The organism is Streptomyces sp. NPDC040405 (assembly GCF_055595765.1).
On the sequence record NZ_JBVIVI010000012.1, the window covers coordinates 183,570 to 196,103 of the forward strand.

Here is a 12,534-nt window from a genome sequence, read left to right on the forward strand (position 1 = left end):
TCTCCCCAGCCCATCGCAGACCCTCGCGCACCAGTTACGCGAAAGAAGGCTGATCATGGCCCCATCGACGTCCAGCGCCATCACGCTGAACATCAACGGCGAGAAGCACACGCTGCCCGTCGACCACCGCACCACCCTGCTCGACGCGCTGCGCGAGCGTCTTGATCTGACCGGTACGAAGAAGGGCTGCGACCAAGGTCAGTGCGGTGCCTGCACCGTGCTGATCGACGGACGCCGGGCCGTCTCCTGTCTCCAGCTCGCGGTGGCCGCCGAGGGGCGGGTCATCACCACCATCGAAGGCGTGGCCGACGGCGAGGACCTGCACCCGGTGCAGCAGGCGTTCCTCGACCTCGACGGCTACCAGTGCGGCTACTGCACCCCCGGCCAGATCTGCTCGGCAATCGCCGTGATCGAGGAACACGCGGCGGGCTGGCCGAGCGCCGCGACCCAGGACGTGCGCCCCGAGGCGGGAGTGCAGCCGCTCACCGCGGAGGAGATCCGGGAGCGGATGAGCGGCAACCTGTGCCGCTGCGGCGCGTACGTCTCGATCGTCGAGGCCGTCGCACAGGCGGCGGAGGCCGCACAGCCGCCACCCGGCGACTCGGGTGACGGGATCGGCGCCACGGATGCGGAGGCAGCGGTATGAGGGAATTCGGCTACGAGCGCGTGTACGACGTCTCCGGGGCGGTGGCCCTGCTCGGCGACGACCCCGACGCGCGCTACCTCGGCGGCGGCACCAACCTGGTCGACCTGATGAAGACCGGGGTGGAGCGGCCCGCGCGCCTCATCGATGTACGTGACCTGCCCCTCGACCGGATCGAGGCCACGCCGGACGGCGGATTGCGCATCGGGGCGACCGTCACCAACAGCGATCTGGCCGCCCACCCCGATGTGCGGTCCCGCTACCCGGCGCTGGCCCAGGCCGTGCTGGCCGGAGCCTCCGGCCAGTTGCGCAACATGGCCACGGTCGGCGGAAACCTGCTCCAGCGCACCCGCTGCGGGTACTTCACCGACCTCGCCAAGCCGTGCAACAAGCGGGTCCCCGGCAGCGGCTGTCCCGCCATCGAGGGCGAGAACCACAACCACGCGATCCTCGGCGCCTCCGAGCATTGCGTGGCCACCCACCCCTCGGACATGGGGGTGGCGCTGGCCGCCTTCGACGCCGTCGTACATTACGAAACGGCCGACGGGCCGGGCGAGTTGCCGTTCGCCTCGTTCTATCTGCCGGTGGGGGACACCCCGCACCTGGAGACCGCGCTGCCGCCCGGCGCGCTGATCACCGGCATCACCCTGCCGCCCGCTCCGGTCGCGACCGTCTCGCGCTACCGGAAGGTGCGCGAGCGCGCGTCCTACGCGTTCGCCATCGGCTCGATCGCCGCCGCCCTGGACGTCCGGGACGGTGTCGTACACGAAGTGCGCCTGGCCTTCGGCGCGGTGGCCTCCCGGCCGTGGCGGGCCCACGCGGCCGAGCAGGCGCTGACCGGGGGACCGGCGACCGCCGAGGCGTTCGCCGCCGCCGCGGACGCCGAACTGGCGGCCGCCCGGACACTGCCCGGAAACGGATACAAGGTGACGCTGATGCGCAACCTCGTCGTGGCCATGCTGACCGAACTCTCCGAGGAGGCCGTCCGATGACCACGACGACCGGAACCGCCGCCGTCACTCCGTCCGTCGGAGCCGCCCACACCCGCGTGGAGGGCCGGGAGAAGGTCACCGGCGCGGCCCGCTACGCCGGTGAGATCCCCTTCGCCGACCTGGCCCACGGCTGGCTCGTGGTGTCCACTATCGCCCGTGGCCGCATCCGCTCGGTGGAGTCCGCGCCCGTCGAGGCGATGCCAGGCGTCCTCACCGTCCTGCACCACGGGAACGCCCCCCAGGTCGACGGCGAGTACGTCGGCCTGCTGGGGAAGCCCGACCCGACCGTCACGCTCTTCCAGACCGACCGGGTGGCCTTCGCGGGCTGGCCGGTGGCGCTGGTCGTCGCGGAGACCCCGGAGCAGGCCAGGGAGGCCGCCGAGGCGCTGGTCGTCCGGTACGACGAGGAGCCGCACGACGTCGCGTTCTCCGCCGACCACCCCGGAGCGCGCAAGCCGGAGGACCCGTCGGCGGAGACCGAGAAGGGGGACCTCGCGGCCGGACTCGCCGCCGCGACCGCCGTCGTGGACGCGGAGTACACGACCCCCGAAGAGCACCACGCCATGATGGAGCCGCACGCGGCCACCGCCCGCTGGGACGGCGGACGGCTGGAGCTCGTCGACTCCAACCAGGGCAGCATGTGGGTCGCCGACGAGCTGGCGAAGATGTTCTCCCTGGACCTGGGCTCGGTGCGGGTGCGGTCCGAACACGTCGGTGGCGGCTTCGGCTCCAAGGGCGTCCGCCCCCACCAGGTGGCCGCCGTGATGGCCACCACCGTCCTGCACCGCCCGGTCAGGGTGGTCCTGACGCGCCGCCAGATGTTCTCGGTCACCGGCTACCGCAGCCCCACGATCCAGCGCGTCCGGCTCGGCGCGGACGCGGACGGGCGGCTGTGCGCGTTCGACCATCAGGCCCTGAGCCTCACGTCGACCGTGCATGAGTTCATCGAGCGCAGCGCCGACTACGGGCGCGCGATGTACGACGCCGACGCACACCACACCGTCAACCGCGTGGTGGCGCTCGACGTGCCGACGCCGACCTTCGTGCGCGCGCCGGGCGAGGCGCCCGGCTCGTTCGCGCTGGAGTCCGCGCTCGACGAACTCGCCGAGAAGTGCGCCCTGGACCCGATCGCGCTGCGGGCCCGCAACGAGCCCGAGGCGGGCCCGGTCTCCGGGCTGCCGTACAGCACCCGCAGGGTGCTCGACTGCTTCGAGGAGGGCGCCCGCAGGTTCGGCTGGGCGGACCGCGACCCGCTTCCCGGGCTGCGCCGCGAGGGCCGCTGGCTGCTCGGGACCGGCACAGCGGCGGCCACGTTCCCGTCGAACGCCATGCCGTCCACGGCCGCGGTGACGGCCGAGGCGGACGGCACGTTCACGGTACGGATCACCGCGGCCGACATCGGCACCGGCGCCCGGACCGCGCTGACCCAGATCGCCGCGGACGCGCTGGAGGTCGAGCCGGGCCGCATCCATATGCGGATCGCGGACAGCGACTTCGGCCAGGCGATGATCGCCGGTGGCTCCATGGGCACCCGCTCCTGGGCCTGGGCCGTCACCTCCGCGGCGAAGGAGCTGCGCGAGCAGCTGGCCCTCGGCGGCGGCATCCCGGAGGAGGGGATCACCGCCCGGTCGGACACCGCCGAGGCCGTCTTCGCCCTCGCCAAGAAGGAACGGCACTCCTTCGGAGCGCAGTTCGCCGAGGTCGCCGTGGACACCGCCACGGGCGAGGTCCGGGTGCGCCGCATGCTCGGCGTCTTCGCGGCGGGCCGGATCGTCAACCCGCTGACCGCGCGCAGCCAGCTCATCGGCGGCATGACCTGGGGCCTGTCCATGGCCCTGCACGAGGAGGCGGTCCGGGACCAGGCGTACGGCAGCCATGTCGGCCCCGACCTCGCGGGCTACCACGTCGCCGCGCACGCCGACGTGCCGCCGATCGAGGTGGGCTGGGTGGACGACCCGGACCCGGACGACCCCGTGGGCATCAAGGGCATCGGCGAGGTCGGCATCGTCGGAGCGGCGGCGGCGATCGCCAACGCCGTCTGGCACGCGACCGGGGTGCGCCACCGGAACCTGCCGATCCGCCCCGACCGCGTTCTGCTGGCGGGCACCGCCCCGGGTGGGGACGGGGATGCTTGACATCGCCGACGAGCTGAACCGGTGGGTCGAGGAGGGCCGGGACTTCGCCGTCGCCACCGTCGTGGCGGTCGGTGGCAGCGCGCCACGGGGTCCCGGCGCCGCCCTCGCCGTCGATGCCGAGGGCACGGTCATCGGGTCGGTCTCCGGCGGCTGCGTGGAGGGGTCGGTGTACGACGCCTGCCGCCAGGCGCTGAGCGACGGCGAAACGGTGCTGGAGCGGTTCGGCTACAGCGACGATGACGCGTTCGCGGTGGGGCTGACCTGCGGCGGTGTGCTGGAGGTCATGGTCACGCCGGTACGGGCGGACGCGCCGGACCGGGAGGTGTTCGCGGCGGCGCTGTCGGCCGCCGCCCGCGGGGAGACGGCCGCCGTCGCCCGGGTGTCCCGGGGCCCGGCCGAACTCCTCGGCAGGGCGCTGTTCGTCCGCCCCGACGGCTCGTACCACGGCGGTCTCGGCAGCCGTCCGGAGCTGGACCGTACGGCGGCGGACGAGGCGGGCGCCCTGCTGGCCGCGGGTCGCACCGGCGCGTTCACGCTGCCCGAAGTGCCCGGACTCCCGGGCGGTCCGACGGTGTTCGTCGAGTCGAGCGTGCCGCCGCCCCGGATGATCGTCTTCGGGGCGGTGGACTTCGCCGCGGCACTGGCGCGCACGGGCAAGTTCCTCGGCTATCACGTGACCGTGTGCGACGCCCGCCCCGTCTTCGCCACCCGGGGCCGCTTCCCCGAGGCCGACGAGGTCGTGGTCGACTGGCCCCATCGCTATCTGCGGGGCACGGCGACCGACGGCCGCACGGTGCTGTGCGTACTCACCCATGACGCCAAGTTCGATATTCCGCTGCTGGAGGAGGCGCTGCGGCTGCCGGTCGCGTTCGTCGGCGCGATGGGCTCGCGCCGCACCCATGAGGACCGCACCCGCAGGCTCCGCGAGGCCGGGCTCACCGACCGTGAACTGGCCCGGCTGCGCTCGCCGATCGGCCTCGACCTCGGCGCCCGTACGCCCGAGGAGACCGCCCTGTCCATCGCGGCGGAGATCGTCGCGGCCAGACGGGGCGGCACGGGCGCGCCGCTGACCGGCTCGGGGACCCCGATTCACCGTGACGGGGAGGCCGGAGCACACGTGGCCGCCTGACGCCCGGAGGACCCGGCGAAGATCATTTCTGGATTGACAGCGATCCGGCGTGACGGAAAGGCTCGTCACGTCGTCCATCGCCTGAAAATCAAGGAGTGATCCTTCCCGGATGCCTTCGTACTACGTGGCTTCCGACATCGGTGGCACCTTCACCGACACTGTCGTGATCGATGACACCGGACGGGTCGGCCGGTACAAGTCCTCCACCGTCCCCGACAACCCCGCCGAAGGGGTGCTGGGCACCCTGGTCGACGCCGCCGAGGAACGCGGCGTCGGCCTGGCCGAACTGCTCATGGACGTCGAGATGTTCGCCCACGGCACCACGATCGCCACCAACGCCATGCTCGAAGGCCGCACCAAGAAGGTCGGCCTGCTCCAGACCCGCGGCTTCGGGGACACCCTGACGACCATGCGCGGGTTCAAGGGGACCGGGCTCGAAGAGGAGGAGATCAAGCGGTTCCGCACGCTCGTCAAACAGCCCCCGGTCGTGCCCCGTTCGCGGACCGAGGAGGTCACCGAGCGCATCGACTACGCGGGCCGGGTGGTCTGCCCGCTGGACGAGGACGACGTGCGGCGCGCCGTGGCGCGGCTGCGGGACGCCGGGGCCGAGGTGTTCGCCGTCTCGCTGCTCTGGTCCTTCGCCAACGACGCGCACGAACGCCGCGTCGGCGAGATCGTGGCCGAGGAGGTGCCCGGGGCGAGCGTCACGCTCTCCAGCGAGTTCCTGCCCAGGATCGGGGAGTACGAGCGCACCCTGACCACCGCGGTCAACGCGGGCCTGCGCCCGCTGCTGGGCGCGTCGCTGGACAGCTTCGACGCCACCCTCGCCAAGGCGGGCCTGCGGACCGGGCCGCTGCTCATGCAGTCCGGCGGCGGGCTCGCGACCTTCGCCGAGGCGGAGAAGCGCGCGGCGGCGGCCGTGATGTCGGGGCCGGTCGGCGGAGTGGTCGCCTCCCAGTACCTGGGCAGCCGCGACCAGCACCGCAACATCGTCACCACCGACATGGGCGGCACCAGCTTCGACGTCGGGCTGGTGCTGGACGAACGTCCCGTCATGTCCAACACCACGCTCATCGGCCGCGACCGGCTCGCCCTGCCGTCCGTGGCGGTACGGGCCATCGGCGCCGGGGCCGGTTCCATCGCCTCCGTACGCGGCGGGGTGCTGGTCGTCGGGCCCGAGAGCGCGGGCGCCCACCCCGGACCCGCCTGTTACGGGCGCGGCGGCGAGCGCCCCACGGTCGCCGACGCGGACCTGGTGCTCGGCTACCTCAACCCGGACAACTTCCTCGGCGGGCGGCTCACCCTCGACGTCGAGCGGGCCCGGGCCGCCATCGAGGAGCACATCGCCCGGCCGACCGGGCTGAGCGTCGAGCAGGCGGCCGAGGGCATCAAGACCATCGTGGACGCCAAGATGGCCGACCTGGTCCGCCAGGTGACCGTGGAACAGGGCTACGACCCGGCCGACTTCGCCGTGTTCGCGTACGGCGGCGCGGGCCCCCTGCACGCCTTCAGCTACGGCGCCGAACTGGGCTGCCCGCGGATCGTCGTCCCGCTCACCGCCTCCGTCCACTCGGCGTTCGGCATCGGCAGCTCGGACCTGACCATGGTCGAGGAGCTGTCCAAGCCCCTCCAGGCGCCGCCCGGCACCACCGACTACGGGGCCGCGCTGCCGCCGGACGAGATCGAGGCGGCCTTCACCGCCCTCCAGGACCGGGCCGCGCGGGGGCTCGTGGAGGCCGGTGCCGACCGGGACGCGGTGACCTTCACCCGGTCCGTCGAGATCCGGTTCCGGGCCCAGATCCACGTGCTGACCGTCGGCTTCGACAACGGCCCGATCACCGGTGCCGAAGTCGACGCCATGGTCGAGCGGTTCATCGACGCTTACGAGGGCCGGTTCGGCAAGGGCTCGGCGTTCCCCGAGGGCGGAGTGGAGATCACCACCTTCCGGGTCGTCGCGGCGAGCCCCGTCCCGCGCGCCGAACTCGACACCGGACGGCCGTCCCGGGGCGCCGGGGCCGTGGCCGCTCCGGGCACCCGGCGGGTGTTCAGCGGCGGCGAGTGGACCGACGCCGCCGTCTACCGCGCCGACCACCTCCACGAGGGCCTGCGCCTCGACGGCCTGGCCATTGTCGAGCTGCCGGACACCACGGTCGTCATCGGCTCCGGCCAGGAGGCCGTCGTCGACCGGCTCGGCGGCATCGTCATCCACAACCGCCCGTGAGCAGCGCCCCCGATCAAGGAGGAACGATGAACACCGCCGCACGCACGACCGCGGCCGCCGCTACGGGGACGGTCGACCCGGTCACCCACGAGGTGATCCGGCACAAGCTCTGGTCCATCAACGCCGAGGGCGCCACCACCGTCGAGCACGTCTCCGGCTCCCCGGTCGTCCACGCCACCGACTACAACTTCGGCATCTACACGGCCACCGGCGAGATGGCCGTCATCGGCACCTATCTGCTGACCCCGGTCTACACGGGTGCGATGGCGATCACGGAGTTCCTGCGCCGCTACGACGACATCGAGCCCGGTGACGTCTTCATCATCAACGACCCGTACATCGCCGCGATGCACCAGAACGACGTGCAGTTCTGCAGCCCGGTCTTCCGGGACGGCGAACTCGTCGCCTGGCTCGGCTGCATGGCCCACCAGGTCGACCTCGGCGGCATGGACCCCGGTAGCTGGTGCACCACCGCCACCGACGTCTACCAGGAGGGCATCCGGATCCCGCCGGGCCGGATCGTCCGCAAGGGCACCGTCAACCAGGAGCTGTGGGACACCATCGTCGCCAACTCCCGAATGGCCAACACGGTCGCCAACGACTTCCGCGCCTTCCTCGCCGGGCTGCGCGTCGCGGAGCGCCGCTTCCACCAGCTGTGCGACCGCTACGGCAGCGACCAGGTGCGCACCACCATGGAGCGCACCCTCGACCACAGCGAGGCCGATCTGCGGGCCATGCTGGAGGAGCTGCCGGACGGGGTGTACGAGCACACCTCGTACCTCGACCGCCCGGACGGTTCGGGCGACGACGGCGACCAGGGCATCGAACTGCTGGAGGTCCCCTGCCGGATGGAGAAGTCCGGCGACCGGCTGGTCTTCGACTTCTCCGACGCCAGCCCGCAGAGCCCCGCGTACGGCATGACCACCCGCGGCGGGCTGCTCGGCGCCGTGGCCACGCTCATGCTGTGCACCTTCGGCTCGGAGATTCCGTGGAACCACGGCATCATGCGCCCGGTCGAGGTCAAGGCACCGGACGGGCTGTGCGTCACCGCCGTCGAGCCGATGCCCGTCAGCGGCGGCGCCGCGGGCGCGAACTGGACGGCGACCTGCTCCGCGGGCGGCGCCATCGCGAAGATGCTCAGCTTCTCCGAGCGCTACGAGAGCTTCGCCTTCGGCCCGAGCGACGGGTCCTGGCAGCTGAGCCAGTTCGGCGGCGCCGACCAGCACGGACAGCCGTTCGCCTCCATGTACATGGACTCGCTGATGTGGGGCGGGCCCGCCTTCTCCTTCCGCGACGGGGTCGACGCGGGCGGCGCCATGGTCATCCTCGGCGGCGGCGCCACCGACGTCGAACAGCAGGAGATGCGGCACCCGCTGATGTACCTGTGGCGCCGTCAGGTCCCCGACTCCGGCGGCGCGGGCACCTACCGCGGCGGCAACGGCATCCAGTTCGCCCTCACCCCGATCGACACCCCGGAGGTGACGGGCGTCCTGGGCACCCACGGCGTCTCGCTGCCGAACCGCACCGGCCTCTTCGGCGGCCTGCCCGGCTCGTGCGCCCGCTTCGAGCGCGTCACCTCCGCCGAGCCGCTGGACCGGCTCGCGGGCGGGCAGGCCATCACCCGCCTCGGCGACCTCGACGGCGCCCACGAGACGCTGCCCGGCGTCTCCCCGGCGGCCCGCATCGCCCACGGCGACGTCTTCGAATGCACCGTCCAGAACGGCGGCGGCTACGGCGACCCGCTGCTGCGCGACCCCGCCCGGGTGGCCGCCGACGTCGAACGCCACGCGGTGACCCCGGAGGCCGCCACGCGGCTGTACGGAGTCGCCCTGACCCCGGACGGCGGCGTGGACGAGCCCGCCACGGAGGCCCGCCGGGAGCGGATCCGCGAGGACCGCCGCGCCCGCATGACCGCCCCGGCCGCCGGGACCCCCGCGCCCACGGGGATCCGTACGGTCACCGGGGAGCCCACCGGAAGCTGGGGCAGCGCCCTGCGCACGTTCCCCGGCCCGGACGGCCCGTCCGCCGCCTGCCGCCACTGCGGAGCCGGGCTCGGCTCCCTCGCGGACGGCTGGGAAGGTCTCGCGGGCCGCGTGCCGCTCGGCCCGGACGACCTGGGCCGGGACGTACGCGTCCACGACGCGCTCACCGTCGTCGCCTACGTCTGCCCGCACTGTGTGACGTCCCTGTGGGTCGACACGGAGCCGGTCGAGGGCAAGCCCTGGCGGGACTTCGCCGCGCGCGCCTGAGCGCTGAGCGGCGTACGACACAGAGGTGCCCCGGCCGGACTCCGGCCGGGGCACCGGGCGTGGCGGGTGATCAATCCTGCGAGGTGCCCGCGGGAAGCTGTCGCCAGGTCACCGTGGTGCGGGTGTGGAACGCCCAGTCGAGCATCTTCTTCGCGTCCGGGTACCGCTTGCTGTCGCCGAGGAGCACCCCGACGACCGTCCGGCCGTTCCGCTTGGCGGCGAACACGATGCACTTGCCCGCGGCGGTGCCGGTACCGGTCTTGATGCCGATGGCGCCGTTGTACGAGCCCAGCAGCTTGTTGCTGCTGTTCCAGTAGTAGGTCCTGGTCCGGCCGTTGGCCGCCGGGGCCTTCTGCTCGGTCTCGACCGACTTGACCACCGTGCGGAGCGTGGCGTTGCCGAGCGCGTGCCGCGCCAGCTTCGACAGGTCGCGCGCGGTCGTGTAGTTGGCGCCGTGCGTGGAGATGCCGTCGAACGAGTCGTACCGGGTCTTGGTCATCCCCAGCGCGCTCGCCTTCTTGTTCATCTTGGAGATGAACGACTTGGTGCGCTTGGCGGTGGTGCTCCCGCTGCCGAAGGTGTCGGCGAGGGCCATCGCGGCATCACAGCCGGACGGCAGCAGCATGCCGTACAGCAGCTGCCTGACCTTGAGCTTGTCGCCCTTCTTCAGGTCCGCCGCGCTGCCGCCGCTGGTCCTGATGTAGTCCAGGTACGCCTGCTTGACGGTGACCTTCTTGTTGAGGTTCACCCCCCGGGTGTCGAGCACCACGACCGCCGTCATGAGCTTGGTGATGCTCGCCATCTGGCGCTTGGTGTCCGGGCTCTTGCTCCACAGCTTCTTGTTCGCGCTGCTGTCGAGCAGATACGCGCCCTTGGCACCGATGCCGGACGGCCCGGCGGCGGCCGGTGCCGCCTGCGCGGCCGGTGCGGCGAGCGCCAGTGCCGCCGTGGACGCGATGACCGCCGCTCCCCAGCGGCGGACCGCGTTACCCCGATGTCTTCCCATACGCCTTCGCTCTCCTCAGATGATGGATGGGCGCTGGCATCGTCTCACCGGGCGGATAAGGGTGAGGCCTCAACTCCCCGATGTGACCCAGTCGTAGGCCGCCCGCGCGTCGAACTCCCCCTGCCCGCCGGGGAAGATCAGCCCGGCATGGTCGTACGCCGAGCCCCCGGCCGCGGCGTGCCCGGGGTACGGCACGGCGATGCACCGCATCCCGGCCCGCCGCGCCGCCTCCACCCCCGGCCCGGCGTCCTCGACCACCACACAGTCGGCCGGATCCGCGTCCAGCAGCCGCGCGGCCGCCAGGAACACATCCGGCTCGGGCTTGCCGCGCCCGACGTCCTCCGCGGAGACGTACAGCGGCAGCAGCGTGTCCAGCCCGGTGGCGGTCAGCGCCGCCTCGATCGCGGGCCGGGAGGACCCGGACGCGACGGCGATCGGATGCCCGGCGGAACGCAGCCGCTCGGCGAAAGCCCGCATCTCGGGAAAGACGGCGGTGGAGGTGCGCACCAGATCCAGGTAATGGCCGTTCTTGACGGCGAGCAGCTCGTCCACCGGCGCGTCGATCGCGTACCGCCCCCGCAGCGTCTCCAGCGTCTCGCGGGTGCCGATCCCGATGAACCGGGTGTGCTCCTCCCAGGTGAAGCCGGTGATCCCGTACTGCGCGAGCGTGCGCCGACCCGCCTCGAAGTAGTTCGGTTCGCTGTCCACGAGCGTGCCGTCGAGGTCGAAGATCACGGAAGGGAGGCGCGGTGCGGAAGTGCTGACATTCATGGGCACCAGCATGCCGGGTACGGACCGGCGCACCGCACCCGGCATGATCGTCTAGCGCCGGAACTCCGCGTCGGGGCAGCTGTCGGGGTCGTCCTGCTCGAAGAGCACGGGCTCCTGCGGAGTGCCGCTGACTACCAGGCGCTGGTCCTCCGTCGGCACGTCCTTGTCGCCGCCCCCGGCGAAGCTCAGTTCCACTTCGGGGATGAGCTCCCCGTTGGTGGCCTCTGTCGCCTCGTAGGCCCAGAAGCCGCGGCCGTGGAAGCGGCGTTCGTCGTCCAGGAACGGGTCGTACTTCCAGTGGCGTACCTCAAACCGTCCATTGGGATGGAGGGTGACGCGCATGCCGTCGGGGCCTCGGTAGGCCCCGGGCAGGACACTCTCGGACACCTTGGCGTTGGGCTGCAGGCATTCGCCCGACACGGCGTTCAGCACGCCGATGCACCCCACCGGAAATATCAGGCACATCAGTCCGATGAGCGTGAACCGGAACAGACAGTTGCGCCAGAGTTTCCGGAAGCATCCTGGCTTCTTGGCCTTTGTCACGTGATCAGCCTGTCAGTGCTCGGCCGGATCGATGCGCTCGGTCCAGACCATCCGTTCCTTGATGTCCGCCGTGGGCCCGCTGCCGTGGTTGAAGCCCTCCTGCCATTTCTGGTAGCCGGGCATGAACGACTCCACTCAACGACGTGATCAAGACCGGCGGCGGGTTCCCGCGGTCTGTCCCACGGCGTCGATCAGCGGCAGCATCCGGTGGCGTACGCGCTCCCTGAGCACCATCTCGGTGCGGGTGCGGAGCACCCCCGGCAGGCGGATCAGCCGCTGTACGACGTCCTCTAGATGCTCGTTGTCCCGCGCCACGGCCCGGGTCAGGAGATCACCCGCGCCCGTGGTCGAGAACACCTCGATGATCTCCGGGACGGCGGCCAGCGCGTCGCCCACGTCGTCCAGATGGCCCTGGGTGACCTCGATGTGCACGAAGGCCAGCACCGGGTGGCCGAGGGCGGCGGGGGAGAGCGACGGGCCGTAGTCGGTGATCACGCCCTCCCGCTCCAGCCGGTCCAGCCGCGCCTGGACGGTGCCGCGGGCGACGCCCAGGAGTCGGGCGTACTCGCGCACGCTGGTGCGCGGCTGCTCCAGCAGCAGCCGCAGGATCTTCGCGTCGAGCGCGTCCACCGCGTCCCCCGGTGCGGGCATGGGCCATCGGCTCCCTCGTGGTCGGTTTCTCCGGTGGGCGACTGTACCAATGGCTCAGCGGAAGGGAGATCGCTTGAGCCGATGGTGGCGGGGTGCTTCTCTTGTCGGCAGATGGCGTTGCGCTGGGCTGCGCCGGACGGCAAGGAAGCCGCCTCCGGGTCCCCGCAGCGCCTTTGTCATGCCCGGAGGGGAAA

At 72.1% G+C, this 12,534-nt stretch carries 10 protein-coding genes; 6 read left to right on the plus strand and 4 right to left on the minus strand.

Annotated elements, in window-relative coordinates; all coding sequences use genetic code 11:
* Nucleotides 1–55 precede the first annotated feature (55 nt).
* From ACZ59A_RS36890 to ACZ59A_RS36915, 6 genes are all read left to right on the plus strand, one after another.
* Complete coding sequence (locus ACZ59A_RS36890) at nt 56–646, plus strand: (2Fe-2S)-binding protein (protein ID WP_468046882.1); 591 nt, start codon at nt 56–58, stop codon at nt 644–646.
* A complete protein-coding gene (locus ACZ59A_RS36895; RefSeq protein ID WP_470968048.1) occupies nt 643–1,635 on the plus strand; it encodes an FAD binding domain-containing protein in 993 nt (330 codons plus the stop codon). Before ACZ59A_RS36890 ends, ACZ59A_RS36895 begins: the two co-directional genes overlap by 4 nt.
* Nucleotides 1,632–3,770, plus strand: a complete 2,139-nt coding sequence (locus tag ACZ59A_RS36900) for a xanthine dehydrogenase family protein molybdopterin-binding subunit (RefSeq protein ID WP_470968050.1) — start codon at nt 1,632–1,634, stop codon at nt 3,768–3,770. The genes ACZ59A_RS36895 and ACZ59A_RS36900 overlap by 4 nt, the downstream gene beginning before the upstream one ends.
* Nucleotides 3,763–4,899: an XdhC family protein gene (locus ACZ59A_RS36905; protein ID WP_470968052.1), complete on the plus strand. Its 1,137-nt coding sequence runs from the start codon at nt 3,763–3,765 to the stop codon at nt 4,897–4,899. The genes ACZ59A_RS36900 and ACZ59A_RS36905 overlap by 8 nt, the downstream gene beginning before the upstream one ends.
* Nucleotides 4,900–5,008: 109 nt before the next feature.
* The gene (locus tag ACZ59A_RS36910) at nt 5,009–7,120 is read left to right on the plus strand and encodes a hydantoinase/oxoprolinase family protein (RefSeq protein WP_470968055.1); all 2,112 of its coding nucleotides are present in this window, start codon (nt 5,009–5,011) and stop codon (nt 7,118–7,120) included.
* A gap of 26 nt (nt 7,121–7,146) precedes the next feature.
* Nucleotides 7,147–9,369 (plus strand): hydantoinase B/oxoprolinase family protein, encoded by a 2,223-nt coding sequence (locus ACZ59A_RS36915; RefSeq protein ID WP_470968057.1) that lies wholly within the window; start codon nt 7,147–7,149, stop codon nt 9,367–9,369.
* Nucleotides 9,370–9,439: 70 nt separating this feature from the next.
* Here the strand turns inward: ACZ59A_RS36915 and ACZ59A_RS36920 are convergent, their stop codons facing one another.
* From ACZ59A_RS36920 to ACZ59A_RS36935, 4 genes are all read right to left on the minus strand, one after another.
* Nucleotides 9,440–10,375, minus strand: a complete 936-nt coding sequence (locus ACZ59A_RS36920; protein ID WP_470968059.1) for a D-alanyl-D-alanine carboxypeptidase family protein — start codon at nt 10,373–10,375, stop codon at nt 9,440–9,442.
* 69 nt (nt 10,376–10,444) lie between these two features.
* Nucleotides 10,445–11,146 (minus strand): HAD family hydrolase, encoded by a 702-nt coding sequence (locus tag ACZ59A_RS36925; RefSeq protein ID WP_470968061.1) that lies wholly within the window; start codon nt 11,144–11,146, stop codon nt 10,445–10,447.
* Nucleotides 11,147–11,197: 51 nt separating this feature from the next.
* A complete protein-coding gene (locus ACZ59A_RS36930) occupies nt 11,198–11,689 on the minus strand; it encodes a hypothetical protein (RefSeq protein ID WP_470968064.1) in 492 nt (163 codons plus the stop codon).
* 147 nt (nt 11,690–11,836) lie between these two features.
* Nucleotides 11,837–12,340, minus strand: coding sequence for an Lrp/AsnC family transcriptional regulator (locus ACZ59A_RS36935; RefSeq protein ID WP_470968066.1), 504 nt, complete (start codon nt 12,338–12,340; stop codon nt 11,837–11,839).
* Nucleotides 12,341–12,534: the final 194 nt, after the last annotated feature.

Coding starts and splice junctions, on each gene's coding strand:
- ACZ59A_RS36890 (WP_468046882.1), top strand. CDS start 56: ATGGCCCCATCGACGTCCAGCGCCATCACGCTGAACATCAACGGCGAG.
- ACZ59A_RS36895 (WP_470968048.1), top strand. CDS start 643: ATGAGGGAATTCGGCTACGAGCGCGTGTACGACGTCTCCGGGGCGGTG.
- ACZ59A_RS36900 (WP_470968050.1), top strand. CDS start 1,632: ATGACCACGACGACCGGAACCGCCGCCGTCACTCCGTCCGTCGGAGCC.
- ACZ59A_RS36905 (WP_470968052.1), top strand. CDS start 3,763: ATGCTTGACATCGCCGACGAGCTGAACCGGTGGGTCGAGGAGGGCCGG.
- ACZ59A_RS36910 (WP_470968055.1), top strand. CDS start 5,009: ATGCCTTCGTACTACGTGGCTTCCGACATCGGTGGCACCTTCACCGAC.
- ACZ59A_RS36915 (WP_470968057.1), top strand. CDS start 7,147: ATGAACACCGCCGCACGCACGACCGCGGCCGCCGCTACGGGGACGGTC.
- ACZ59A_RS36920 (WP_470968059.1), bottom strand. CDS start 10,375: ATGGGAAGACATCGGGGTAACGCGGTCCGCCGCTGGGGAGCGGCGGTC.
- ACZ59A_RS36925 (WP_470968061.1), bottom strand. CDS start 11,146: ATGAATGTCAGCACTTCCGCACCGCGCCTCCCTTCCGTGATCTTCGAC.
- ACZ59A_RS36935 (WP_470968066.1), bottom strand. CDS start 12,340: ATGCCCGCACCGGGGGACGCGGTGGACGCGCTCGACGCGAAGATCCTG.